This is a genomic window from Methylorubrum sp. POS3, from assembly GCF_043352485.1.
In the GTDB taxonomy this organism is placed as follows: Bacteria; Pseudomonadota; Alphaproteobacteria; order Rhizobiales; family Beijerinckiaceae; genus Methylobacterium; species Methylobacterium suomiense.
This window is the reverse complement of the sequence record NZ_JAPRBT010000001.1, coordinates 285540-308965: the sequence shown is the minus strand read 5'-3', so window position 1 is coordinate 308965 and position 23426 is coordinate 285540. Positions and strand designations below refer to the sequence as shown.

Sequence of the window (23426 nt, the reverse complement as noted above, 5' to 3'; positions counted from 1 at the left end):
AGGTGCCATGTCGTCCGGGAACGCGCCGCTGTCAACGGAGGAATGTCCGTTTAAAAGAACGCCCGGTGCGGAGAAGAGATTGTTTGTCGTTGCGCTGCGAAAAGAAAGATTATTCTCCAACCACGGCAAGACGCGGCTCGACTCGGCCCCGCGGCGGGGGTGCGGGCAGCGGCAGGGCGGTTGTGGACTTCACTTTCTCCATCGCGAACCGCGAGGTCACGTTCTTGAGAGGGAGCGTGGCGATGAGATTCTTGTAGAAGGTGTCGTAGGCGGCCATGTCGGCGACGACGACCCGCAGCATGTAATCGACATCGCCCGCCATCCGGTAAAATTCCAGCACTTCGGGCATTGCCGCGATCCGGTCGGCGAAGCGCTCCAGCCAGTCCTTGGAGTGATCGGCCGTCTCGATGGAGACGAACACGGTGAGGCCGAGCCCGAGCTTCACCGGGTCGAGCACCGCCACGCGCCGGTCGATCACCCCGTCGGATTCGAGCCGCTGGATGCGTTTCCAGCAGGGCGTCTGAGACAGACCGACCTGCTCGCCGATGGCGGCGATGGAGAGGGTGGCGTCCTTTTGCAGGAGCGCGAGGATCTTCAGGTCGATCGAGTCCAAGGGTGGCCTCTCTGAAGGTGGTGAGGGAGCCGGAGGGCGGGTCGACTTCGCGCCGTCCGACCGGTCCGACGAGAAGAATCTTTTATGGGGAGGCAACGATCCGCCGCGGCAACCGTTGCCGGATCACCCGCGCCGCAACACGGATTTGCGTGTGCAGCGGGTGCGACGCCTTGACAGCGTTCGTTATAGCGAACATCTCAGAACTCCGACAAGCAGGCAATTCATTTTACGCACATGACCGCTGCCCTCGTGCGGGCGGCCGGGGACCTCGCCGAAGCCATGGCGGGGCTGGACCTCCGGGGGCGTATTCGCCTCATCGAGGATCGCATCCCGGGCCGGCTCGTCTTTACCACCAGCCTCGGCATCGAAGATCAGGCGCTTACCCATGCGCTGGCCCTCAACAAGGGTCGCACCGAGATCGTCACCCTCGATACCGGTCGGCTGTTTCCCGAGACCTACGATGTGTGGGTCGAGACTGAGGCCGCCTACGGGATCCGTATCCGCGCCTACGCGCCCGAGCGGGTCGCCGAGGAGGCGTTCGTGGCAGCCGAGGGCATCAACGGGTTCCGCCACTCGGTGGCCGCCCGGCAAGCCTGCTGCGGCTTCCGCAAGGTCGAACCCCTCGGCCGAGCGCTCGATGGCGCCGCCGCTTGGTTCACCGGACTTCGCGCCGGGCAATCAGCCAACCGATCCGACACGCCCCTGGCGGAGGCCGATGAGGGCCGCGGCTTGATCAAGGTGAACCCGCTCGCGGATTGGTCACGGGCTCAGGTCGATGCGTTCGTCCGTGACAACTTCATTCCCTACAACGCCCTGCACGACCGAGGCTTCCCCTCGATCGGCTGCGCTCCCTGCACCCGCGCGGTGAAGATCGGAGAGGACGAGCGCGCCGGCCGCTGGTGGTGGGAGCAGGAATCCAAGAAGGAGTGCGGCCTGCACCTGCACGCCCCAGGAAGCGAAGAACCTTTGAGCGACGTGGCTCCGGGACAGGAAGCCGCCGCTTTCGAGGAGCCGGCGAGCGCCGCGACCTCACGCGAATATAGAAGGGAACTTGTCTGATGAGCGCCGCAATCGCCGCGCCCGCGCGCACCCGCCTGACGCATCTTCAGCGTCTCGAGGCCGAGAGCATCCACATCTTCCGCGAGACGGTCGCCGAGACCGAGAACCCGGTGATGCTCTACTCCATCGGCAAGGATTCTTCGGTGCTCCTGCACCTCGCCCTCAAGGCATTCGCGCCGGGCCGCCTGCCGTTCCCGCTGATGCACATCGACACGACGTGGAAGTTCCGCGAGATGATCGCCTTCCGCGATCAGCGCGCCAAGGAACTCGGCCTCGATCTGATCGTCCACACGAACCAGGAGGGGCTCGCCAAGGGCATCGGCCCGGTGAGCCACGGCTCCGAGGTGCATACCGACGTCATGAAGACGCAGGCCCTGCGTCAGGCCCTCGACAAGCACAAGTTCGACGCGGCCTTCGGCGGCGCCCGCCGTGACGAGGAGGCGAGCCGCGCCAAGGAGCGCATCGTCAGCTTGCGCAACGCGCAGCATCGCTGGGACCCGAAGCGCCAGCGGGCCGAGCCATGGCACCTGTACAATTTCAAGAAGCGGCGCGGCGAATCCTTCCGCGTCTTCCCACTCTCGAATTGGACCGAGCTCGACATCTGGCTCTACATCGAGCAGGAAAAAATTCCGATCGTCCCGCTCTACTTCTCGGCCGAGCGCCCGGTGGTCGAGCGCGATGGCCAGCTCATCATGGTCGATGACGATCGCTTCCCGCTCGAGCCGGGCGAGTCGCCCCAACTCCGCCAAGTGAGGTTCCGCACCCTCGGCTGCTACCCGCTGACCGGCGCGGTGGAGAGTCCGGCCGCGACCTTGCCGGAAATCATCGGCGAGACGCTGGCCGCCCGCACCTCGGAGCGGCAGGGCCGCGTCATCGACAAGGACGGCGCCGGCGCCATGGAGCGCAAGAAGCAGGAGGGCTACTTCTGATGACCATCCATCAGTCACCCGAGGCGTTCGGCTACGACGCCTTCCTGCGCGCGCACCAGTCCAAGGAAGTGCTGCGCTTCATCACCTGCGGCTCGGTGGACGACGGCAAGTCGACCCTGATCGGCCGCCTGCTCCACGACACCAAGCAGATCTTCGACGATCAGGTGACGGCGCTTCAGCGCGACTCGCGCAAGCACGGCACGCAGGGCGGCGAGGTCGATCTGGCGCTTCTCGTCGACGGCCTTCAGGCCGAGCGCGAGCAGGGCATCACCATCGATGTCGCCTATCGCTTCTTCTCGACGGAAGCGCGCTCCTTCATCGTCGCCGACACCCCCGGCCACGAGCAATACACCCGCAACATGGCGACCGGCGCCTCGACGGCGGACGTGGCCGTGATCCTGGTCGATGCCCGCCAGGGCCTGACGCGGCAGACGCGGCGCCACGCGCTTCTCGTCTCGCTCCTCGGCATCCACCGGGTGGTCTTGGCCATCAACAAGATGGACCTGATCGGCTGGTCGCAGAACCGCTTCGACGAGATCGTCGCGGGCTTCCAGACCTTCGCGGCGCCGCTGAACTTCTCCGAGGTGCGGGCGATCCCGCTCTCCGCGAAGAACGGCGACAACGTCGTGCTGCCGGGTGCCGCTGCGCCGTGGTACGAGGGCGTTCCGCTGCTGCGCTATCTCGAAGAGGTGCCGGTGAAGTCGGAGGAGCGCGCTGCCGCCTTCCGCCTGCCGGTCCAGTGGGTCAATCGGCCGAACTCCGATTTCCGCGGTTTCTCGGGGCTGATCGCCTCGGGCTCGGTGGCCCCCGGCGACCGTGTCACCGTCGCGCCGTCGGGCAAGACCTCGACGGTCGCTCGCATCTTCACCGCCGACGGCGATCTGGAGCGAGCGAGCGAGGGACAGTCCGTCACGCTGGTGCTTGCCGATGAGATCGACGCGTCCCGCGGCGCGGTGATCGCCACTTCGGATGCGCCGCTGACGCTGACCGACCGCCTCGACGTCCGCCTGTTCTGGGCCGCCGAGAGCGAATTGACGGCGGGCGCCGAACTCTGGGCCAAGGTCGGCACGCAGGTCGTCAATGCCCAGGTCGCGACGGTTCATCGCCGGATCGACCCGGAAACCGGGCAGGCCGGTCCGGCGGACGCGCTCGCCGTCAACGATATCGGCGACGTGACGCTGCAGCTCGACCGCCAGATCGCCGTCGATCCCTATGCCGTGAATCGCGACACCGGCAGCCTGATCCTGATCGATCGCGCGACCACGGATACGGCCGCCCTCGGCCTCGTCCAGACGAAGGCTGCTTCGGCCAAGACGGCACCCAGCCAGGCTGAGACCAAGGCCGCGGCGACCCCGGAGCCTGCCGCCCGCAGCGGTGGATTTTTTGCCGGGATCAAGCGCCTGTTCGGTGGCTGACTGCGCACATCCGCGCGAGCAGGGCCTCGTTTCGTCCGACCCGTCCCCCTCATCCTGAGATGCGGAGCGAAGCGAAGCCTCGAAGGAGGGCTCCAGGGAGCGCGCGCTTCGCTGGAGCCCTCCTTCGAGGCCCGCTGCGCGGGCACCTCAGGATGAGGGCGGGGATTGGAAAGGGCGTAGGGTCGATCTTACAAAGCTTCTCCAAATAGTTTCCAAAATCAAAAACCCCGCACCGGCCGGTGCGGGGTTTTCGTGGCGTCTCTGCCGTGAGAAGAAATCAGTTCCAGCGAGCCGGATGACCGAAACGGTTGGCGCTGCGCAGGATATGGCTGAAGCAGGTCAGGGAGGCGTCGGCCGCGCGTTGGAATTCGCTCACCTGCAGGCGAATCGCCTCCGCCGGCGACTTGGCCTTGGTCAGCGCCTGAAGATGCGCCACGGCCGCCTCGCCCTCACCGCGGGCGAAGGCCAACAGGGTCGCATTGATCTCGTTCAACGGCTCGAAGGTCGGGACGAAGACGAAGCGCGTGCTTGCCATCCCGGTGAACGATGGGCCGCTCTTCGTCTCGCCGGCGGCGGCCGGCGCGGCGCTTAGGGCCATGGCGGTCTCGGCCACTTGCTCGACGGTCGCCGTCGCCTGCTCCCGCCCAGCCTCGACGGTTTCCGTCACTTGCTCGACCGCGTCGGTCGTGTGCTCGGTCGCCCGTTGAGTGGTTTCGGCGACGGTCGCAGTCGTCTCGTCCTGGACCGTTCCGACCATTTCCACGGTCTGCTCGGCAGTCTCGGCCACGCTTTCCGTGACGGCAGCGCGCACCGTTTCGGGTGAAATCTCGGCCGGTATCTCGGGGATCGGCGCGGTCTCGGTGTCGTCGCTCATCCCATCGACGGGCGCGGCGTTCTGGGACGCCTCGGCCACTACGGGCTCAGAAACACTGTCCCCAGGAGCGGTCGGGCGGCCCGTGGCGGGCGATCCCGACGAACGTCCTCTGCGGCGGCTCGACGACATGGACTTCACTCCTCGGTCAGACATCGCTCCCACCGGCAACCCCGGAACGGGCCCGGGGTGCCATGGGAGAGCGTAGCGACGGAGCATGACACATTCGGGACCGGGACTGGACCCTATGGCTCATGCCTCGTGTCCCCGGCAGGACCGGGGAACGGATGCCTTAGCGGGCGGCGCTCTGAGCGAGAGCACCGTACTCCTTGAACTGGGCCTGGAGCGCGGCGAACTGCGTCTTCACGAACTCCGACTGGAGCTCGAAAGCCTCGCGGACGTCCTTCGCGCGCACGACGCGCTGAGCGTAGTCGAAGGTGGTGTCGGCGTTGGTCTTGGCGTGGTCGAGGCCCTTCAGCATGGCGGCGTGCAGGGTCGACTGGACCGTGTTGGCCGAGGTGCGAAGCTGCTCGGACGTCTTCACGGCGCCGTTGAGGAAGGTACCGAAGGCATTGCGAGCCTGGTCGACGCTCTTGTCGGCGAAATCGCGGAACTCGGTGGGGATCTCGAAATTCGGGGTGCTCATGTCGCTCTCCTGATTTTCAGGACCGGGAGATCGGCGCGCCGCCCTTTCGGCGGGGCGTCTCCGTTCGGATGACCGGCCCACGCCCCATATGTTGCACCGCAACATGAAAGTCAAGCGAGTATCCGAACCAGCAACGTCCCTCGTTACCGACAAGCTATTTAGTCAAATGCAATATCAGATGATCATCGATGCGGGACGGTCTCGCGGCCTCGATCGCGAGCAATCCAGCACTATAACGTCAAACCGCTCCTCGGCCAACCGCTTTTCCCTCAGAGAACACGATTCATCGCAGTGCAGCGACAGTCCGGTCGGTTCCAGCTGACTCGCTTTGGGTGCAGTGCCGCATAAAGTATTCATCCGCCAAACGATGGTACAGGCCAAGCAGAGCATCTGCGTGTGCTTCGAGGGTCGGCGGCGCTCGCCAATAGGCAGCATGGGCCGCCTGGCCGAGCCGTTCGACCACCGCATCGTCCCGCAGCAACCGGAAGGCCTGGTCCAGTGCCTCGACCTCCGGTTCGATCACGAGACCGGTCTCGCCATGGCGCACCTTCTCGGCGGCCCCGGAACGGGTCGAAGCAATCGCCGGAATTCCCTGCGCCAAGGCCTCGTAGATCGTGAGCGGTCCGGTCTCGTACCAGCGCGAGGGGGCACAGACGGCCCGTGCCCGCGCCCGCAGGATGGCTCCAACTTCGGCGGGCGTGCGCCAGCCGATCACCTCCGCCCCCTGCGCCCGCAGAGGCTCCGCCAACGGTCCGGCCCCGACGAACAGGGCGGGCAATCCCGCGCGGCGGGCCGCCTTGGCGACGAGATCGGCCCCCTTCTCCACGGTCAATCGCCCGATATAGGCGACCGCATCGCCCCGCGCCGGCTCGGCCGGGGCGCCGTGGACGACCCGCACGGGGTTGTCGATGCGGTGATGGCGAAGCTTTTCGGCCCCGAGCCATCCCGTCATCCGGGCAAGGCTTCCATCGCAGACGTGGATGACGTCGAGGCTCTCGCGGCCCCGGGCGATCCGCAGCGAGGCGGCGCGCCCGACCCGCACCGCCTTGTGCAGGCGGCTCTTGGGATCGCAGGGCGCGGCGAGGCACGACATCGACATCGGCGAAACGGTGCAGGGCTCATCCCGGTCGAAGCGGTAATAGACGCCGTTCGGGCAGGCCAGGAAGTAATCATGCAGGGTCAGCACCAGCGGTGCGGGCCGGGCGAGCAGCACCGGCAGCACGGCGGGCGAGAAGGCGCGGCTCCACTGGTGGAGATGCAGACAATCGACGGGTTCCGGCAGCGCATCGAGCGCCGCCGCGAGCCGCCGCGCCGCCTCGGCGTTCCAGATCCCCGTCACTGCCCCGCGCCATGCGGGCAGCGACCACACGTCGGGCAGGGCGAGAGCGACGCGGCGCAGGCGGGGATGGTCGAGGAGCGGATCGACCGGTCCGTCCACCGCCTGGATATAGGTGACGCGGGCACCGGCTTCGGCGAGGCCACGGGCGGATTCGACGGCCACCTTCTCGGCGCCGCCGCTGGCTGCGGCGAATTCGGCCAGGATCACGACGTGCATGGGCGCGCTCCTCTGCCGGCCACCGGGCCGGATGGTGCGGGACGATCACCTGCCGTTCGGTAAACGGGTCACCGGCAATCCGCCCGGTCGACGAAACACCGGGCGCGTCCGTCGCGTTGGTCAGCATCCCCGCCGCCCGAGGGGCGGCTCTGAGAACACGAGCGAGACGCGAAATGACCGACCAGACCAATCCGAACGACACGACCCGGAAGGACGACACCGAGGCCGCCGGCTTCCGCCAGGACGGCAAGGGCGACAAGTCGAACCCGGAGAATCGTCAGGACAAGGCGAGCGAGCGCCTCGACGAGGCTCTGGAAGAGACGTTCCCGTCGAGCGATCCCGTCTCGGTCAAGATCACGAAATAAGCCCCTGCCGCCTCCGGCAGGGATCGCCGTTCCGGTCGTCGCCATCGGACCGCCGCATGCGACCGATGGTGGTGACCGAAACTGACACGCGGTGGCGGGGCTGGCTTACTTCGCCACCGCGCCCACCAGCGGACCGAGCGGTCGGCTCAGATCCGAGCGTCCCAGGCCGGGGGCGTAGAGGCTCGAGACGCTGCCATCAAGGAACAGGGCGTTGCGGCAACCGAGCTCGTCCTTGAACAGCCGCGCGAAGGCCCCGAAGGTCACGGGCTGTTCGGAGATCGCGAAGACGGCGACACGCCCATCGTCGCGCACGCCGACCCCGTTGCGGATCTTCTGGCTCGGGCCGTCCGTGGAGATCTTGGGGTGGATCTTGCCCTCGATCACCAGCATCGGCCCCGATTGCGTGGCGAAATCGGGTGCCGGCTTGGCTTTCAGGTAGCGCGCGGTGTCCATCACGCCGGCCCGGTCACCCTTCACGTAGAAGATGCCGTTCGGCTTGAGATGGAAATTGCCCGGCCCGTTGGCGGTCGAGACGCCCTTCAGCTCGCGACTCTCCTCGACGTAGAGCCCGACCGGCGCCTGTCCCTTGTCGTACATGCCGGCATTCATCGCGAAGCTGAGGCGGGTACCCTGCCGGTCGGCGAGATTGCCGAGGGAGGAATAGGGCAGCCCGTCCGGCCCGAGCCAGAAGAGCCGTACCCGCTCGCGCCGCAGATCGACGGTGCAGATGGTGTAGGGCTGCCCCTCGGCCTCCACGGCCCGGCAGGGCCCCTTCCCCGTCGCGGCGGGCGCCGGCTCCGCAAAGGCGCGGTCCGTGCTCGGACCGGACAGCAGAAGGCACAGGGCGAAAAGCGGAAGGCGAAGCGTCACGGTCACGGTTCCAGCACGGTCCCTGTCGGTGGAGCGGCCTCTTTTCGTCCCGGCGAGACGGAGCCGCCGGATATCACTGGCGAGACCTCGCTCCCGAGGTCCGGCGAACGAGGATTTGCCAGCGAATCGACCACGGACGCCCCTCTCGCCCGAAAGCATGGCAGCATTCAAGCCGCACCGTCGGGCCGAGGGCGCGCGAGGAACGCGTCGACTTTATCCCCCCCTCACCGGTTTGGGACCAGAGGTCGCATGAACCCTCTCTCGATCCCGGACGTTCTGAGCGCACGGGGGAGCTTTCTCTCTGTTGGAGATGGTTCGATGAAACGGATTGTTCTGGCATCGGCCGCGATGGCCGGCGCGCTGGCGATGATCCCGGCGACCGCCGATGCCCGAGGCTTCGGCGGTTTCCATGGCGGTGGTTTCCACGGTGGCGGCTTCGGCGGCTTCCGGGGCGGCGGGTTCGGCGGAGGGCGCTTCGGCGGCGGGTTCGGCCGCTTCGGCGGTGGCTTCGGCGGATATCGGGCGGCCGGCTTCGGCCCGCGTTACGGTGGCTATGGCTGGCGGGGCGGCGGATATGGCTGGCGCCGTGGCGGTTATGGCGGAGTGGGCCTCGGTCTCGGCCTCGGCCTCGCGACCGGTGCAGCTCTGGGCGCCGGCTATTACGGTGGATATGGCGGCTATTACGGCGGTCCCTACGGCTACTCCACCGTTGGCTACGACCCCTATTATTACGGCGGCGGCTGCTACACCGTGGAGCGGGTGCGCTGGACGCCTTACGGACCGCGCCGGGTGCTGGTCGAGCGCTGTTACTGACCGTCGAAACGAAAGATCGACCGGGAGGGGCCGCCGCGGGCGGCCCCTTTGCTTACTGGCACAGGTCCCGCGATCCGAGCGAGCGTGTCACCGCCGCATCTCGTCACGCCGCATCGGCATGGCGTCGATGGTCGAGAACAGCGTCTGGGGCGGTATCGGCTCCGCCGACGTGAGCTTCGCCCCGCCATCCTTGCCCACCAACACGGCGCGGAACGCATCCGCCGGGAGCCCGAGCGCCCGTCGGATCGCCGCCGCTTCCGGCCCGTCGCCGACCGCCTCGACGATCACGAGATCACGTTCCGACGCTCCCGTTCGGGCGGAAGCCAGGGCCTGACGCTGGGCCGACAGTCGATCATTGCGGGCATCGGGCGCCGCCACAACCAACACCCGCGAGGTCCCGGCATAGCGTGACAGCGGATGGCTCTCGATGGCCGATGCTCCGGTTCCCAGGATCACTGCCGACATCGCGAGGCCCGCGCGCTTCCACACCACCGCATCTCTCCCGGCCACATTGCCGGAAACGACGTGCGACCCATCTGCCCGGTTCCCTTTCCCCACCCGGAGACGCTCATGACCGTCGTCAACCGCCGGATCGTTCTGGCTTCACGACCGCACGGCGAACCGAAGCCGGAGCATTTCCGCCTGGAGGAGAACCGCGTCAACGCGCTGCGGGATGGCGAAGTCCTGCTGCGCACCCGCTTTCTCTCCCTCGACCCCTACATGCGCGGGCGCATGAGCGCGGCGAAATCCTATGCCAAGCCGGTGGAGATCGGCGAGGTGATGGTCGGGCAGACCGTGAGCGCGGTCGAGGCGTCCCACCATCCGGCCTTCGCGGTCGGCGATCTCGTGCTGAGCCCTGCCGGCTGGCAGGACTATCTCGTATCGGACGGGCACGGCCTGCAAAAACTCGATCCGGCCGACGGCGCGCCGAGCGCCTTCCTCGGAGTGCTGGGCATGCCGGGGATGACCGCCTATGCCGGTCTTCTGGAGATCGGGCGCCCGCAGGCGGGCGAGACCGTCGCGGTCGCCGCCGCCGCCGGCCCGGTCGGTTCGCTGGTCGGTCAGATCGCCCGGATCAAGGGTGCGCGAAGCGTCGGCATCGCGGGCGGACCGGAGAAATGCGCGTATCTCACCGAGACGCTCGGCTTCGATGCGGCGGTCGATCACCGCGCGCCCGACTTCCCCGAGGCGCTCGCCCGTGCCTGCCCGAGCGGAATCGACGTGTATTTCGAGAATGTCGGCGGGGCGGTGTTCGACGCGGTGCTTCCGCTCCTCAACGACTTCGCTCGCATCCCGGTCTGCGGCCTCGTCTCCGGCTACAACATGAGCGAGCTACCGCCGGGGCCGGACCGATCCCCGACCCTCATGCGCGCGGTGCTCACCAAGCGCCTGACGCTTCGCGGCTTCATCGTCTGGGATTTCGCGGAGTTGCATGACGGCTTCCTGCGCGATGTCGGCGGTTGGCTGAAAGCCGGTCGGGTCACGGCTCGCGAGGATATGGTCGAGGGGCTGGAGAAGGCTCCGGCCGCCTTCATCGGAATGCTGCGGGGCGCCAATTTCGGCAAGCTGGTGGTGAAGGTGTCGTGAGCCGTGATCACCGATCCCCATGGGAGGGCGCAGGGGTCGAACCGCGCACTTCCGTGGGGGGACGCGATGCCGGGCGTCGGTGTGACGAGAGGCTGTCTCGTCGCTCGATGCCTTGCCCGGTGATCAGAACAAAGATAGAACATCGTGACGCGCTGCGGCCCCCCGGTGTGAAGCGGGCACAAGCGGTGCGGACGGCTTGCTCCGGAGAGGTAGGATCGCCAAGGTCCAGGCCATCGCGGGCGAGAGAGGCCCTGTGAGATCGGATCGAATGGAGAGAGTGAGATGGCGGGCAGCGTCAACAAGGTGATCCTCGTCGGCAATCTCGGGCGCGATCCCGAGACGCGGCGCCTGTCCTCGGGCGACCCCGTGGTCAATCTGCGCATCGCGACGTCGGAGTCCTGGAAGGACAAGGCGTCGGGCGAGCGCAAGGAAAAGACCGAGTGGCACTCGGTCGTGATCTACAACGACAACCTCGCCCGCGTGGCGGAACAGTATCTGCGCAAAGGATCGAAGGTCTACATCGAGGGTCAGCTTCAGACCCGCAAGTGGACCGATCAGTCCGGCGCGGAGAAATACACCACCGAGGTCGTGCTGCAGCGCTTCCGCGGCGAGATGACGATTCTCGACGGTCGCGGCGGCGGGGGTGGCGGCGACTTCGCGGGTGAGGATGATCAGGGTGGCGGCCAGATCAGCCGCGGCGGTGATCGTGGCGGGCGCGACGAGTACGGCTCGGGTCGATCCTCGGGCGGCGGCGACCGTCGGCCTTCCGGCGGTGGCGGGGGCGGCGGCAAGCCGAACTACGACCTCGACGACGACATCCCGTTCTAGGGGCGTCCCGACGAGGCGGAGACCCGCTTCGCCGAGGATTGCAGCCTGTCCGGAATTTACTCCCCAACGCCTGCTATCCCAGGATCGGGAAAGCACCGGACAGCATTCGCTCTGTCATCTCAATGACCATCCTTCGGCTTCACGCGACCTGATCGCGGCGAAGCCGAAGTCGTTTTGTACGCAGCAATTCCGGTTCACGCCGATGGCTCCGGGCGCCATGCGAAGCGATCGCACCCGATCTCGCCTTGCCCATCCGCGACGAAACCATGCAATGGAAGGCCGGGCGAAGCGGAACGATAAGCTTGGCGATACGTTCTGCAAGCATGGAACACTACAAGTCCACCCTCGGCGTGACCGCCGCTGCAATATCCGCGCTGGTTCTGGCCGCCCAGATCATGCACGCGGGTCCCTTCGCCGCGTCGACGCCGCGTCCGGAGCGGGCGGTGGCCAGTCTCGATACGCAGGCCGAGCAGACGGCCTGGGTGAACCCGCCGATGCGCCAGCAGAGCGTACCAGCGACGGAGGTCGCGCAGACCCGTCCCGAGACAGTGGGCGCGAAGCCCGCCGAGGTATCGGTGCCCCCGGCTCAATCGATGTCCCAAGCCCTTGCACCGGTCGCGGCCCAGAAGCTAGAGCGGGATGTGCCGAGCGCCGCACGGAAATCGGCCTCGGCACAGAGGCGTAAGGCGGCCCAGCGACCGGTTCGCAGCCGCCATGCCACCCTCGAATCACAGGAAGCGGCGACGAATGCTGCCTCGCCGCCATCGGTGCCGGCTCAGGCGCCGACCGAGACGAAGCGCGTCGACCCGATCGGCGACATCATCCGTGGATTGGGCTTCGGCGGTCAGGGCTGAGCCCAACGACCCTCTCTGAGACCGCGCGCGGGAAGGCGCTCAAACGCGAACCCGCCTGCTGCCGAAGGGCAACAGGCGGGTTTCACGTGGTCGCTGCGGCGGATCGCACGGTGGCGGGGCCAGTCCCGCACCGTTAAGCGGCCGGACATGGATCACGCAGCCCTCGCCGTCATGGCTTCCGCCACCCTCTTTTCCGGCTTCGTCGTGCTGGTGGGGTGGCGCTGGAACTTCGTCACCGGATTGCGGCCGCTCACCAGTCCTGGTCAGGAATGAGCGGCCGCTACAACGCGGTTCTGCTTAGCTGAAGGAGCCGAATCCCTCGAAATCGCTCGTCGGCGCCACGACGCGGCCGGTTTCCGGAGCCGGGCCGGGCGTCTTCCCGCTCGCCGCCGACGCTTTGTTGAGGCCCGACAAACGGTGAGCCGACGCGGCGGGACGGCCATTCCGCTTCGGCGAAGATGAAGAAAGGCGGCCGATCGATTGGCTGTGGTCGCGCATTCGTTCTCACTTCCTGTAAGATGATGAGCAAAGCCGATACTTCGGATCGTGCAGGCAACGCAGCATATCTGCCCACGTTCCGGGCAGATCGCTGCCTATTCGGTCACACTGCGCCGGGGCACGCCACCGGTACGGTGAGGGATGGCGCCGGCCGCGCGGCGGGAGGAGAATGACGGTGGCAGCCTCGCAGGCCAAATCCCATCCGGCAGCCGTTGCCGCGCTCCTGCGCGACGCTCTGGCCGATCCCGGCACCGCCTGGAGCCTCGGCAGCTTCGGCGCCATCGCCGAATTCATGCGCGATCCTGAAGAACCGGTGAGCCCTCTCTCCGACAGTCGCTTGGGCCTGGCCACGGCCCGCGGTGCCATCGCCCTCGAAGTTCTACCGGAGCTGCGGCCCCTGGCCTACGAGACCGCCTTCGCCTCGGGCTGGAACCATGCCGTCGCCCTGTGCCTGCCCGAAGATCGCTGTGCCATGGGCCAGCGCACGGTCGTCACGGAACTCGGACCGGACGAAGCGGCCGCCCGCCCCGAGGACCGGGATGCGGTGCTGTTCGATCTGGGCTTGGGTCTGACGGCCGTCGATGCCTGTGTCCGCACCCGCGATCCGGAGGCCATCGCTTGCCTGCGGGCGGGACTGGGGCAACCCTTGTTCGACCTTTCGAACCCGATCGGACCGCAGCTCGTCAGGCTGAGCCCGCATCGGGTGTTCCTGGCGCGCTTCGGCCGGATCGAGGTGTTCTCGCCGATCCCCGGCCCCGGCGGCACCAGCCCCGAGGGGCCGCACACCCACGTCCTGCCGAAACTCCTCAAGGGCGGGCGCACCCACGCGGCGACGACGCCGATCCCGCCGGGGCTCGTCCCCTGCGCGGCGATCCATCCGCCGCACCCCTACAAGGACATGATGGGCGCTCGCATCCCGTTCGAGCCTGAGCGGCTCGCCGCATTCCAGACGTTGCTGGATCGCTGGGCCGATCCGGATTGGCTCGCGATCAAGCGCGGCGGCGTGCAGGGTCTGGGTGGGACGATCTCGCCCAAACACGCGCAATCCGCACGCCGCGCGGCGGAGATACAAGCCCGCTACCGGCGTGGCGAGTGCGTCGAGGAGATGCCGAGCGAAGAAGAGGAAGAGGCCGCCCTCCACGGGTGAGCGGGTCGCCCCCCGTCAATCCGGCAGGGCGAAAACCACCAGCGCATCGCCCGTGCCGAAGCCCGAGGCCTTGGTGAAGGAGGCGCCACCCGCGGCCACCGCGACGTATTGGCGGCCGTCGACGGCGTAGGTGACCGGCGGCCCGCCGATGCCGGCGCCGCACTGGAAGCGCCACAGGATCTCGCCCGTACCGGCATCGTGCGCGTCGAGATGCCCGTCCTCCTCTCCGGAGAAGACGAGACCGCCGGCAGTCGAGAGCGTCCCGCCGGAGAGCCGGCTCCCGGCCTTCTTCGACCAAACCGCCTTGCCGCTCGCCAGATCGATCGCCGTCAGGGTCGAGAAGGTCGGCTCGCCCTTCGCCTCGCTCGTCTCGGTATAGCGGAGTTCCGGGCGGTTGCCGGAGGCCGGTACGGTCTTGATCGTATAGGTCGCCGCCCCGTGCCGGACCTGAGCGAAGGCACGGTTCGACACCGCATCGTAGGCGACCGGATGCCAGGAGATGGCGCCGAGCGGCCCGGGGCTCACCACCGTTCCCTCCGGGCTCGGCGGCGCGAACAGGTTCTTGTGCCTGATCAGCGGTTCGGAGCGCGCCAGAAGGCGGCCGGTGGTGCGCTCGTGCAGGTAGATGAAGCCCGTCTTGCTCGCCTGGGCCACCGCCTTGACCGGGCCGTCCGGCGTCGTCGCCTCGACGAGGAAGGGCGGGCTGGCGACATCGTAGCCCCATTGCTCGTGCGGAACCTGCTGGAAATGCCAGCGCAGCTGGCCCGTGCGCACGTCGAGGGCGACGAGGCTCATGGTGTAGAGATTGTCGCCCGGCCGGGTCAGGCCGAAATTCTGCGGCGCCGGGTTGCCGGTTCCGAGGAAGATCAATCCGAGCGCTGGATCGTATGCCGGCGTCATCCAGAGCGAACCGCCGCCCACCTTCCAGGCGTCGCGGTTCTTCTCGGCGGCGGCCTTCTCGGCGGCGATGTCGCGGTTGAGCGGGATACCGTCGGGCGTCGTCTCGGCGAAGACGCCCTCCCAACCATCCTCCTTGGTGACGTACCAGCGCCAGCGCTCCGCGCCGGTCTTCGCGTCGTAGGCGGCCAGCCAGCCGCGTCGGCCATAGCCGCCCTCGATGCCGACCACCGAGCCGCCGTCGAGCCCGCCCTTCTCGTCTTCCACATGGAGACCGTAGCCCGCGCCGGTCACGCCGACGATGACGAGGCCCTCCGCCACCAGCGGCGGCATCTTGAAGCCGAGCCGGCTCGATCCCTGGACCGGTTTGTCGCCGAGAGTGGCCGCCAGCGCCGAGGCGGTCTCGGTCTCTCCCTCTTCCGGGCGCACTGCCTCTTGATCCCAGACGAGGCGGCCGGTCTTGGCGTCGAGGGCGATCACCCGGCCATCCATGGTCGCCTCGAAAACGAGGCCTCCGGAGACAGCCACACCGCGATTGGAGGGCGGGCCGAAGATCTTCTCGGTGCGCGCCTTGTGCGTGTAGGTCCACAGCACCCGGCCGGTCTTGGCGTCCAGGGCCGCGACGTGGTTGCCGGTGGTCGAGACGTACATCACGCCCTCGACGATCACGGGCTCGGCCTGGAAATAACCGGTCACGCCGCTCTGGAAGATCCAGGCCGGGCGCAGACGGGCGACGTTCGACCGGTCGATCGCCGTCAGGGGCGAATGATGCCCGTTGGACGGATCCCGTCCAAAGGCGGGCCAATCCCCCTCGCCTGCCGCGACGACGCTTCCGGAAAGCAGAAGAAGCAGCGCCGCACCGATGCGGGCCCGTGCCGAACTCGTCGCGTCTCGTCTCACGTCGCCGCTCCTCCCCACCGATCCCCCTGGTTACGGTGGTCGATGCGGCCTGTCGAATGGGCATTACCGTCGCGCTGTAAGAGAGCGCACGAGGGTGGAGGCGCGATCCGGCGCCCAAGCGAAAACCAACCTGGGCGATTGACAATGTGACGTTATAGCGTTTCGATACCAGTGTATTGTTCGAATGATTGCCCTGCGGCCATCCCCTTATGTTTGCTCCGTTTCCCGGCTTCTCCCGACCATGCCGCCGGTCCGCATCGATGTCCGTGACGCCGCGATCCGACGGAGGTGGCGTTCATCGCGTCGCCGTGGGTGCGGTACGATGAGCGCCGTGACCGCCAATACGGACCGGATCGGGGAACAGGTCGCTGGCCTTTCGCTCGTGGACCGATGCGACCCGATCGATGCGGGAAACGGGTCTCCAGGCTCGCTGCCGCCCATCGAAGAAACGCTTTCGAGCGATCCGACGCTCTGGGATCTCGTGACCGAGGAGCACATCCCCATCGAGGGTCTGAACGACGCCGTCGATGCCTACCTCGCCGATCCGGCAACCGGAAAGTACCGGATCGGCGACCGTTATTGTCTGGATCTCGCCGCATCGGTCGCCCGATACGCGACGCAGCGGGAAGCCGCCGACCTGCGCGACGCACATCTCCCCTCGCGGCGCAGCGCCGTACGGACGGCGCTGCTGATGGCGAGGCCGGTCAGGCGTTAGTCCTCGTCGTCGTCCTCGACATCGACGAGGTCGCTGGTGTCGTCATCGTCCTCATCCTCGATGAGGGTGACGTCGTCGTCGGCCGTGTCGGAATCGTCCTCGACGGTGAGGTCGTCATCGCCGGTGCTATCGCTGCTGTCATCCGCACCGCCCTCTTCGCTCTCGACCTCGTCGAGCGACACCAGTTCGGGGCCCTCGGCTTCCGCCTCGTCCTCGTCGGGATCGGTCTTTCGAGCGAGCGCCGGTGCCGCCCCCCGCGCCAGGGGCGTCATGGCCGAGATCGGCACGACCTCGCCGGTATAGGGCGAGATGATGGGATCGCGGTTCAGATCGTAGAACTTCTTGCCGGTGGTCGGGCAGATCCGCTTCGTTCCCCGTTCGGAAATATCCATACAGGCCTCACCGTAACATTGTTGCATTTCGCAGATGCGCCGGCCCCAGGGCGGTGTCAATCGGATCCGAAGCGTTCCGCCGCTTCCTCCGATCGCATCTGATGGCCCCACGGGATGGTGCTGACCGCCGAAGGTATGGGCAAGACGCGGCGGCGTCGAGCGGCCAAGATTGAGCACCCAAGGGATACAACAGGCGCCCAACGGTGTTGTCCCGCGAACCAAAACGGCCGGCACCGAGCCGCCGGACGCTCGTTCCGTTCGACGAAAGGGTCACAGGATGCGTCACACGATTCTCGCCAGCGCGCTCGCCCTCGCGGCGGCCGGCCTCTCCCCCGCCCTGGCCCAGACGACGGCGCCGCAGACAGCGCCCGGCGCGCCGGTGACCAGCGGTCAGAACAATACCGGCGGCGATCGCAATGTCACGATTCCCCGCGGTGCGACCGGTGCGGACACGGTGCAGACCGATTCGGCCGCGGGCGGTAATGCCAACCAGCCGTCGCGGGCCGTCCCGCAGGGCAGCGGCGGCGGCGGCAGCAGCTCCGGCGGCGGCAACTGAGATCGCGTTAAACCTCAGGGGCGGGGCGCCATCCGCACTTCGAAGCGGGCGCCCCGTCCCGGCACCAGGACGAGTTCGCCATCGAGCTGGCGAGCCAGATTGTTGATGACCCGCATGCCGAGGCTGGAGCGGGCTTTGGCGGGATCGAACCCCTCCGGCAATCCGACCCCGTCATCGGCGACTGCCACCGTCAGGCCGCCATCGTCCCGCGAGAATGCCTCGACGCGGATCTGACCCTGGCCCTGGGGATAGGCGTACTTGATCGCGTTGGTGACGAGTTCGTTGACGAACAGGCCGAGGGGAATCGCGAGGTCGGCCGGTATCGTCAGGGCAGCGGCATCGCAGCGCAGCGCATTCGCCCCGGCGCTTTCGGTGAGCTTGTCGCAGAGGGCCCCGAGGAAGCCGGCCAGATCGATCTGCGTGATGTCCGGCTGGCGCCAGAGCTGGTCGTGGACCTGCGCCACCGCCTCGACCCGGGCGCGGGCATCGGAGAGGGCGCTCTTCACATCCTCGTTGTCGGTGCCCCGCACCTGAAGGGCGAGCAGCCCGGCCACCACCGTGAGGCTGTTCTTGACCCGGTGGCTCATCTCGCGCGTCAGCAGATCCTGACGCTCCAGCGCGACCTTGAGCTTCGCCTCGGAGCGCAGCCGTTCGATGGCGCTGCCGAGCAGATTGGCGAAACCCTGCATGAAGGCGATGTCGGCTTCGCCGAAGACACCCTCGCGGGTATCGTCCACCTCCAGCACACCGTAATGCCCGTCGCGGTTGGTGATCAGCACGTTCACCGCGCGGCGGATGCCGTGATCGGCCATCAGGGTCGGGGTCCGAAAGCGGGTCTCGTTTTCCAGATGGTTCGAGATCACCGGATGGCCGGTCTTGAGGGCGTAGCCCGCGGGCGAGGCAAGGTCGGCCCCGACGACCGCCCTGCCGATGCAATCCGGCTCCCAGCCCACCCCGGCGCAGACCAGCAGGAGATCCTGCGCCGGTTGGTATTCGAGCGCCTTGCAGAACTGGGCGCCCATCCCTTGGGCGCACAGCTCTGTCGCCCGCTGCAGCAGTGGCAGAAGGGCGCTGGCCTGCAGAGCCTCCACGCCGAAATCGGATAGAATGACCTGCTGGCGCAGACGGAGTTCGAGCGCACCCGGCGCAGTCACGGTCATCGATGTCGGCTCAAGGTCGGCGGAACACGGGGCCCTTCGGGCGAGCGCCCTGGCAGGCAAGCATGTCCGCAATAGGACCTCGGGCGCGTGACTGGATAGGATCGCGCCCGAGGTGACGTCGTTTCAATCTCAGGGCTTGGCGTCGAGGAGCTTTTCGGCCCGCTGGACGGCCTCTTCGCAGCCCTTGGCGTCGCCCTTGCCGTCGGCCGTGCGAGCTTCCTCGACCGCGACCTTGGCCTGCTGGGCCTGATCACCGCCCTTGCCGGCCTCGGCCGATTTCTCGGGTGGCGCCTCGCGCTTGTCGGTCTGGCCACCGGTGCCGGTCTGGCCTTCCCCCTCGCGATGGGCGGCGATCGTCTTGCTGCCGGTCGAGGCCGAGATCGCCTCCGCAGCTTGGTCCTTCACGCGACCGTCGAGGGCGGCGATCTTGTCGGAGCACGGCGATGCGAGTGCGGGCCCGGCGAGCAGGGCGAGCAGCGGAAGGGCGAGCGACAGACGCGGGGCCTGCATCATGAAGAAAAATCCTGTGCGGAGATCATCGGCTGGGCGTTCCTCCGGAAAGTCTTCGGAGCCGCAGCGGGTTGCACGCTGTCCGCACGCCCCTCCTCAAAGAGTGGCGAGAAGCACGCGGGTGCCCCCGTCCCCTCAGGGAACGGGGGCACCCGTTTTCGTCAGCTGCTGAGCTGGTCGCGGATCGGCAGCTCGCGCACGCGGCGGCCGGTGGCCGCGAAGACTGCATTCGCGATCGCCGGGGCGACCGGGGGCACGCCCGGCTCGCCGACGCCGCCGAGCGGACCGTCGTAGCTTCCGGTCGGAACGAGATGCACCCGGACGATCTTCGGAGCCGCGTCGATGCGGGTGATCTCGTAGGTGTCGTAGTTCGACTGCTCGGTGCGGCCGTTCTTGAAGGTGATCTTGGAGGTGAGCGCGAGGCCCATTCCCATCACCACGGCGCCTTCCATCTGCGAACGGATGCGCTCCGGGTTCACCTGCGGACCGCAATCGACGGCGATGTCGACGGCGTGCACCTTCACCTGACCCTTAGCATCGACCTCAACCTCGGCGGCGACCGCGGTGTAGGTGACGAAGCTGTAGTGTCCGGCGATGCCGAGACCCCGGCCCTTCTCCAGCTTCCGGCCCCAGCCGGCGCCCTTGGCCACCGCCTCGATCACGCCGCGCAGACGGCCGGTATCGACGGGATAGCGCTTCGGGTCCTCGCCGTAGTTCCACACGTCGCCGATCTCGGTCGGATCGATCTTCCGGGCCGGCCCGATCAGGTCGAGCAGGTAATCCTTGGGATCGCGGCCCGCCGCGTGGGCGAGTTCGGCCACGAAGGACTGGATCGCGAAGGCGTGCGGGATGTTCGAGACCGAGCGGAACCAGCCGATCCGGGTATGGGCAGCGGCTTCCGGGTTTTCCAGACGCACGTTCTTCAGGTCGAACGGGTTGTTGACGAGGCCCATGCCGAGCTCGAACGGCAGCTCGTGCTTCGGATCGGGCGCGAAGATCGAACCGATCGTCGGCGCCACCGAACGGTGAAGCCACGCCACCGGCATGCCCTTGTCGTCGAGGCCCGCTTCCAGCCGCTCCACCGAGATGGTGTGGAAGTAGCTGTGCTGGATGTCGTCCTCGCGGGTCCAGACGAGCTTGACCGGCGCGCCGTCGACCGCCTGCGAACACAGGGCAGCCTCGACCACGTAGTCGGGCTTCGACTTGCGGCCGAAACCGCCGCCGAGCAGCGTCACGTTCACCCGCACCTTGTCGGCGGGCAGGTTGAGGCGCTTCATCAGCCGGTCATGGGCGGCCTGCGGACCCTGCGTGCAGGCCCAGGCCTCGCAGGCGCCGTCCTTGACGCGGGCGACCGCGGCCGGGTTCTCCATCGGTGCCTGAACCAGGTGCGGCACGAAATACTCGGCCTCGATCTTGGTCTTGGCCGTCTTCATCGCCGCGTCGACATCGCCGGAGACGCGGACGACCTTGCCGGGCTTGCGGGCCGCCGCCTCCAGTTCCTTGCGGAACGCGTCGGTGTCGTAGCCGGCGTTCGGGCCGTCGTCCCAGGTGATCTTCAGGGCCTCACGGCCCTTCATCGCCGCCCAGGTGTTCTTGGCGATGACCGCTATGCCGCCCAGCGGCATGAACTCCGACGGGATCTCACCGCCGTCGATCTTGACGATCTTCACGACGCCCGGGACCTTCTTGGCCGCGCTGTCGTCGAACGAGACGACCTTGCCGCCATAGACGGCCGGGCGCGCCACGACGGCGTACAGCATCCCGTCGAGCTTCACGTCGAGGGCGTACTGAGCCTTGCCCGTCGTGATGTCGAAATTGTCGATGATGCCGACCTTGCCCTTGCCGATGTAGCGGAAGGCCTCCGGCTTCTTGAGCGAGACGCTCTCGCGGGCCGGCACCGGCAGGGCGGCAGCGGCCTCCGCGACATCGCCGTAGCCCAGCTTGCGGCCCGACTTGGCGTGGGTGAGCACGTGGTTCTCGGCCGTCACCTCGTTCTCCGGCACACCCCATTGCTTGGCGGCGGCCTGGATCAGCATCAGCTTGGCGGCGGCACCGACATGGCGGAAATGCTGGAAGAAGTGACGGAGCGAGCGCGAGCCGTCCGTGTCTTGGTTGCCGAAGCGCTTCTCGTCGCCCCAGGCCTGAACCACCTTCACCTTCGACCAGTCGGCCTCGAGCTCGTCGGCCACCGTGAAGGCGATCGAGGTGCGGACACCGGTGCCCATCTCGGAACGGTGGTTGGTCACCGTGACGGTGCCGTCCTTGGCGATGGCAACGAAGATCTTGGGATCGTCGCGCCAGCCGTTCGGCATGCCGTCGGCGCCGAATTTTTTGGCTTTCTGCTCTTCGGTCTGGCCTTCGTCCGCCTTCGCCTTGTCGGAGAGCGAGAGGGCGAGCACGAGGGCGCCCATGCCACCGAGGATGCCGCGGCGGCTGAAATTGTCGATCGTCACGGGGCCGGCGGCATCCTTCGACGCAGCGTGCTCGGCCATCATCTTGGCTTCATGAATCACAGGCGCTCTCCCTTGTTGGCGGGCGCGTTGCCGGCGGCCTGATGGATCGCGGCGCGGATGCGCGGATAGGTACCGCAGCGACAGATGTTGCCGCTCATGGTCTCATCGATCTGCTGATCGGTGGGTTTCGGCGTGTCCTTCAGGAGCGCGGCCGCCTGCATGATCTGACCGGTCTGGCAGTAGCCGCACTGGGCGACGTTGAGATCGCGCCACGCGGTCTGGACCGGGTGGTTGCCGTCGGGCGAGAGGCCCTCGATCGTGACGATCTCCTGGCCTTCCGCGCCGGAGACCGGGGTGATGCAGGCCCGTGCAGCGGTGCCGCCGATATGGACCGTGCAGGCGCCGCACTGGGCGATGCCGCAACCGAACTTCGTGCCGGTGAGGCCGAGCTCGTCGCGCAGGTACCACAGCAACGGCATCTCGGGATCGCCGTCGAAGCTGCGTTCGGCTCCGTTGACCGTCAGTTTTATCATCGCTGCCATCTGCCGTTTCAGGATGGAGCCACCCAAGCGAATCATTCTCCGCCGGAGGGCCGATCGTGACTGTCCGTCCCCATGGAATGCCGTGGCGGGACCGGTGCCGGGCGCCGATCAGGCGGGGCGGTCCGGTGCCGTGGCGGCCGGTTTGGCGGAACCTCAGGTGGCGTCCGCCCGGCTCTTGAATGTCAGGGCAGGCCGGGACGCGCCCGGATCGGGGCCGGTCGACGGCCCCACCTGCATGCATAATCTGGAATTAGTCGGAACTGGCCGGTCTGACAATCGCATGGGGCAAGCCGCCGGCCATGGATTACGCTGTGAGACGGGATCAGGAGCTTCCGGCAGGGTGGTCTGTGCGTTCGCGCACATGAATGCTACCGAATAGACGGCCTTGTGGCTGCGACGTTTGCCTCGGAAGACGGTCGGAGTTCCATCGGACCTCATCATCCATGTCCCATGGATGACGGCGCCCCGCCGCGAATGCTGAGCCGGAGATCGCTAAGCCGACGCCTTCCTCCGATCGGGATCGGCCTTGGCGGCGTCCGGCAGGTCTGAATACCAATCCGCATAGGGTGTGTTGGCGATCATCCGGCGATTGAGATCCGGCGTGCCGTCCGTCCACCAGACCGGACCACGCTCTCCCAGCCCGTGCTTGGCGGCATCGACCGCCGAGCGTGCCTCCCGCAGCGCTGCGGCTTCACCGGACCGCTTGGCCGCGCGGACGGCCCGGCGCGCATCCATGAGGTCACGGATCAGCCGGTCGCGGCGCGTCGGCTCCAGATCGGGACGGTGGCGGCGCCAAAGCCGCCCGTGAACGACGATGTAGCGCCCATCCGGGGTCTCCAGCACGCGCATGGCCGGGCCCTCAGGCGAAATCGGCGAGATCGTCGGCGACGGCATCGGGGGCGGTCACCGAGGCGTGGCCATCCGCCCAGTGGCGGTACTCCGATGAGCCGGCCGAATGGGGATTGCGATCGGCACCTTCCCCACGCTCGGCCGCGGCGCGACCCTCGACATAGGCCGGGTCACGCTGCGCCTGCGTATCCTCACTCGTGTCCATGATCCGATCTCCCGCGTCTCGCTCGGACCATCTACCGCTCACCGGCGGCTCGGCGAGGGGCCGACAGGTGAGACCGAGTGTTACGATGCCCGGGGGCCGCGGTTGCACCGATTGCGTTCGGCAGGAGTTCATGGAGCATTCGCTCATGTCGTCGCCCGCCCGCACCGCGCGCGCGGATGCCGACCGATACGAGACAT

At 67.6% G+C, this 23426-nt stretch carries 26 protein-coding genes; 12 read left to right on the top strand and 14 right to left on the bottom strand.

Annotated elements, in window-relative coordinates; all coding sequences use genetic code 11:
- Positions 1-109 precede the first annotated feature (109 nt).
- The gene (locus tag OWC43_RS01495; RefSeq protein WP_137829612.1) at positions 110-613 is read right to left on the bottom strand and encodes an Lrp/AsnC family transcriptional regulator; all 504 of its coding nucleotides are present in this window, start codon (positions 611-613) and stop codon (positions 110-112) included.
- A 234-nt stretch (positions 614-847) separates the two neighbouring features.
- Between OWC43_RS01495 and OWC43_RS01490 the strand changes: the two genes are divergently transcribed.
- The 3 genes from OWC43_RS01490 to cysN are packed head-to-tail and all read left to right on the top strand — an operon-like array spanning position 848 to position 4016.
- Positions 848-1672: a phosphoadenylyl-sulfate reductase gene (locus tag OWC43_RS01490; protein ID WP_393955436.1), complete on the top strand. Its 825-nt coding sequence runs from the start codon at positions 848-850 to the stop codon at positions 1670-1672.
- Positions 1672-2601: a sulfate adenylyltransferase subunit CysD gene (cysD, locus tag OWC43_RS01485; RefSeq protein ID WP_137829614.1), complete on the top strand. Its 930-nt coding sequence runs from the start codon at positions 1672-1674 to the stop codon at positions 2599-2601. Before OWC43_RS01490 ends, cysD begins: the two co-directional genes overlap by 1 nt.
- Positions 2601-4016: a sulfate adenylyltransferase subunit CysN gene (gene cysN, locus OWC43_RS01480; protein WP_393955435.1), complete on the top strand. Its 1416-nt coding sequence runs from the start codon at positions 2601-2603 to the stop codon at positions 4014-4016. The genes cysD and cysN overlap by 1 nt, the downstream gene beginning before the upstream one ends.
- 277 nt (positions 4017-4293) lie before the next feature.
- On the opposite strand, the gene OWC43_RS01475 is transcribed toward cysN, so the two are convergent.
- From OWC43_RS01475 to OWC43_RS01465, 3 genes are all read right to left on the bottom strand, one after another.
- The gene (locus tag OWC43_RS01475; protein ID WP_393955434.1) at positions 4294-4890 is read right to left on the bottom strand and encodes a phasin family protein; all 597 of its coding nucleotides are present in this window, start codon (positions 4888-4890) and stop codon (positions 4294-4296) included.
- Positions 4891-5179: 289 nt separating this feature from the next.
- The gene (locus OWC43_RS01470; protein ID WP_137829616.1) at positions 5180-5533 is read right to left on the bottom strand and encodes a phasin; all 354 of its coding nucleotides are present in this window, start codon (positions 5531-5533) and stop codon (positions 5180-5182) included.
- Positions 5534-5816: 283 nt separating this feature from the next.
- Entirely contained in the window at positions 5817-7088 is a 1272-nt protein-coding gene (locus OWC43_RS01465) for a glycosyltransferase (RefSeq protein WP_393955433.1), read from the bottom strand.
- A gap of 173 nt (positions 7089-7261) precedes the next feature.
- Here OWC43_RS01465 and OWC43_RS01460 point away from each other — a divergent pair, with 173 nt between their 5' ends.
- Entirely contained in the window at positions 7262-7453 is a 192-nt protein-coding gene (locus OWC43_RS01460) for a hypothetical protein (protein WP_137829618.1), read from the top strand.
- 105 nt (positions 7454-7558) lie between these two features.
- On the opposite strand, the gene OWC43_RS01455 is transcribed toward OWC43_RS01460, so the two are convergent.
- Positions 7559-8296 (bottom strand): phosphodiester glycosidase family protein, encoded by a 738-nt coding sequence (locus OWC43_RS01455; protein ID WP_393958465.1) that lies wholly within the window; start codon positions 8294-8296, stop codon positions 7559-7561.
- A 345-nt stretch (positions 8297-8641) separates the two neighbouring features.
- Here OWC43_RS01455 and OWC43_RS01450 point away from each other — a divergent pair, with 345 nt between their 5' ends.
- Positions 8642-9136 carry a hypothetical protein gene (locus OWC43_RS01450; protein ID WP_137829619.1) on the top strand — a complete coding sequence of 165 codons (495 nt, stop codon included), beginning with the start codon at positions 8642-8644 and terminating at the stop codon, positions 9134-9136.
- A gap of 87 nt (positions 9137-9223) precedes the next feature.
- Here OWC43_RS01450 and OWC43_RS01445 read toward each other — a convergent pair whose 3' ends face one another.
- Positions 9224-9628: a DUF4174 domain-containing protein gene (locus tag OWC43_RS01445; RefSeq protein ID WP_393955432.1), complete on the bottom strand. Its 405-nt coding sequence runs from the start codon at positions 9626-9628 to the stop codon at positions 9224-9226.
- A 78-nt stretch (positions 9629-9706) separates the two neighbouring features.
- On the opposite strand from OWC43_RS01445, the gene OWC43_RS01440 reads away from it, so the two are divergent.
- The 5 genes from OWC43_RS01440 (at position 9707) to OWC43_RS01420 (ending at position 14050) form a co-directional block, all read left to right on the top strand.
- Positions 9707-10723, top strand: coding sequence for an NADP-dependent oxidoreductase (locus OWC43_RS01440; RefSeq protein ID WP_393955431.1), 1017 nt, complete (start codon positions 9707-9709; stop codon positions 10721-10723).
- A gap of 282 nt (positions 10724-11005) precedes the next feature.
- Positions 11006-11551 (top strand): single-stranded DNA-binding protein, encoded by a 546-nt coding sequence (gene ssb, locus OWC43_RS01435; protein WP_137829621.1) that lies wholly within the window; start codon positions 11006-11008, stop codon positions 11549-11551.
- Between the two features lie 323 nt (positions 11552-11874).
- Positions 11875-12405, top strand: coding sequence for a hypothetical protein (locus OWC43_RS01430; protein WP_393955430.1), 531 nt, complete (start codon positions 11875-11877; stop codon positions 12403-12405).
- A 147-nt stretch (positions 12406-12552) separates the two neighbouring features.
- A complete protein-coding gene (locus OWC43_RS01425; RefSeq protein WP_393955429.1) occupies positions 12553-12678 on the top strand; it encodes a hypothetical protein in 126 nt (41 codons plus the stop codon).
- A gap of 400 nt (positions 12679-13078) precedes the next feature.
- Complete coding sequence (locus OWC43_RS01420) at positions 13079-14050, top strand: DUF6925 family protein (RefSeq protein ID WP_393955428.1); 972 nt, start codon at positions 13079-13081, stop codon at positions 14048-14050.
- 15 nt (positions 14051-14065) lie between these two features.
- On the opposite strand, the gene OWC43_RS01415 is transcribed toward OWC43_RS01420, so the two are convergent.
- Positions 14066-15847, bottom strand: a complete 1782-nt coding sequence (locus OWC43_RS01415) for a pyrroloquinoline quinone-dependent dehydrogenase (protein ID WP_393955427.1) — start codon at positions 15845-15847, stop codon at positions 14066-14068.
- A 241-nt stretch (positions 15848-16088) separates the two neighbouring features.
- On the opposite strand from OWC43_RS01415, the gene OWC43_RS01410 reads away from it, so the two are divergent.
- Complete coding sequence (locus OWC43_RS01410; RefSeq protein ID WP_393955426.1) at positions 16089-16562, top strand: hypothetical protein; 474 nt, start codon at positions 16089-16091, stop codon at positions 16560-16562.
- Here the strand turns inward: OWC43_RS01410 and OWC43_RS01405 are convergent.
- The gene (locus OWC43_RS01405) at positions 16559-16954 is read right to left on the bottom strand and encodes a TIGR02300 family protein (protein ID WP_137829626.1); all 396 of its coding nucleotides are present in this window, start codon (positions 16952-16954) and stop codon (positions 16559-16561) included. The genes OWC43_RS01410 and OWC43_RS01405 overlap by 4 nt on opposite strands.
- 277 nt (positions 16955-17231) lie before the next feature.
- Here OWC43_RS01405 and OWC43_RS01400 point away from each other — a divergent pair, with 277 nt between their 5' ends.
- Positions 17232-17510, top strand: a complete 279-nt coding sequence (locus OWC43_RS01400) for a hypothetical protein (protein ID WP_393955425.1) — start codon at positions 17232-17234, stop codon at positions 17508-17510.
- Between the two features lie 14 nt (positions 17511-17524).
- Here the strand turns inward: OWC43_RS01400 and OWC43_RS01395 are convergent, their stop codons facing one another.
- From OWC43_RS01395 to OWC43_RS01370, 6 genes are all read right to left on the bottom strand, one after another.
- Positions 17525-18670, bottom strand: a complete 1146-nt coding sequence (locus OWC43_RS01395) for a sensor histidine kinase (protein ID WP_393955424.1) — start codon at positions 18668-18670, stop codon at positions 17525-17527.
- A 129-nt stretch (positions 18671-18799) separates the two neighbouring features.
- Positions 18800-19180, bottom strand: a complete 381-nt coding sequence (locus OWC43_RS01390; RefSeq protein WP_393958464.1) for a hypothetical protein — start codon at positions 19178-19180, stop codon at positions 18800-18802.
- A gap of 161 nt (positions 19181-19341) precedes the next feature.
- Complete coding sequence (locus OWC43_RS01385) at positions 19342-21693, bottom strand: xanthine dehydrogenase family protein molybdopterin-binding subunit (protein ID WP_137829630.1); 2352 nt, start codon at positions 21691-21693, stop codon at positions 19342-19344.
- Positions 21690-22166 (bottom strand): (2Fe-2S)-binding protein, encoded by a 477-nt coding sequence (locus OWC43_RS01380; RefSeq protein ID WP_091947650.1) that lies wholly within the window; start codon positions 22164-22166, stop codon positions 21690-21692. The genes OWC43_RS01385 and OWC43_RS01380 overlap by 4 nt, the downstream gene beginning before the upstream one ends.
- 501 nt (positions 22167-22667) lie before the next feature.
- Positions 22668-23024 carry a hypothetical protein gene (locus tag OWC43_RS01375; RefSeq protein WP_393955423.1) on the bottom strand — a complete coding sequence of 119 codons (357 nt, stop codon included), beginning with the start codon at positions 23022-23024 and terminating at the stop codon, positions 22668-22670.
- A gap of 10 nt (positions 23025-23034) precedes the next feature.
- Complete coding sequence (locus OWC43_RS01370; protein WP_137829632.1) at positions 23035-23229, bottom strand: hypothetical protein; 195 nt, start codon at positions 23227-23229, stop codon at positions 23035-23037.
- Between the last annotated feature and the right edge of the window lie 197 nt (positions 23230-23426).

Coding starts and splice junctions, on each gene's coding strand:
- OWC43_RS01490 (WP_393955436.1), top strand. CDS start 848: ATGACCGCTGCCCTCGTGCGGGCGGCCGGGGACCTCGCCGAAGCCATG.
- cysD (WP_137829614.1), top strand. CDS start 1,672: ATGAGCGCCGCAATCGCCGCGCCCGCGCGCACCCGCCTGACGCATCTT.
- cysN (WP_393955435.1), top strand. CDS start 2,601: ATGACCATCCATCAGTCACCCGAGGCGTTCGGCTACGACGCCTTCCTG.
- OWC43_RS01475 (WP_393955434.1), bottom strand. CDS start 4,890: ATGAGCGACGACACCGAGACCGCGCCGATCCCCGAGATACCGGCCGAG.
- OWC43_RS01470 (WP_137829616.1), bottom strand. CDS start 5,533: ATGAGCACCCCGAATTTCGAGATCCCCACCGAGTTCCGCGATTTCGCC.
- OWC43_RS01465 (WP_393955433.1), bottom strand. CDS start 7,088: ATGCACGTCGTGATCCTGGCCGAATTCGCCGCAGCCAGCGGCGGCGCC.
- OWC43_RS01460 (WP_137829618.1), top strand. CDS start 7,262: ATGACCGACCAGACCAATCCGAACGACACGACCCGGAAGGACGACACC.
- OWC43_RS01450 (WP_137829619.1), top strand. CDS start 8,642: ATGAAACGGATTGTTCTGGCATCGGCCGCGATGGCCGGCGCGCTGGCG.
- OWC43_RS01440 (WP_393955431.1), top strand. CDS start 9,707: ATGACCGTCGTCAACCGCCGGATCGTTCTGGCTTCACGACCGCACGGC.
- ssb (WP_137829621.1), top strand. CDS start 11,006: ATGGCGGGCAGCGTCAACAAGGTGATCCTCGTCGGCAATCTCGGGCGC.
- OWC43_RS01430 (WP_393955430.1), top strand. CDS start 11,875: ATGGAACACTACAAGTCCACCCTCGGCGTGACCGCCGCTGCAATATCC.
- OWC43_RS01425 (WP_393955429.1), top strand. CDS start 12,553: ATGGATCACGCAGCCCTCGCCGTCATGGCTTCCGCCACCCTCTTTTCC.
- OWC43_RS01410 (WP_393955426.1), top strand. CDS start 16,089: ATGCCGCCGGTCCGCATCGATGTCCGTGACGCCGCGATCCGACGGAGG.
- OWC43_RS01405 (WP_137829626.1), bottom strand. CDS start 16,954: ATGGATATTTCCGAACGGGGAACGAAGCGGATCTGCCCGACCACCGGC.
- OWC43_RS01400 (WP_393955425.1), top strand. CDS start 17,232: ATGCGTCACACGATTCTCGCCAGCGCGCTCGCCCTCGCGGCGGCCGGC.
- OWC43_RS01395 (WP_393955424.1), bottom strand. CDS start 18,670: ATGACCGTGACTGCGCCGGGTGCGCTCGAACTCCGTCTGCGCCAGCAG.
- OWC43_RS01390 (WP_393958464.1), bottom strand. CDS start 19,180: ATGCAGGCCCCGCGTCTGTCGCTCGCCCTTCCGCTGCTCGCCCTGCTC.
- OWC43_RS01380 (WP_091947650.1), bottom strand. CDS start 22,166: ATGATAAAACTGACGGTCAACGGAGCCGAACGCAGCTTCGACGGCGAT.
- OWC43_RS01375 (WP_393955423.1), bottom strand. CDS start 23,024: ATGCGCGTGCTGGAGACCCCGGATGGGCGCTACATCGTCGTTCACGGG.
- OWC43_RS01370 (WP_137829632.1), bottom strand. CDS start 23,229: ATGGACACGAGTGAGGATACGCAGGCGCAGCGTGACCCGGCCTATGTC.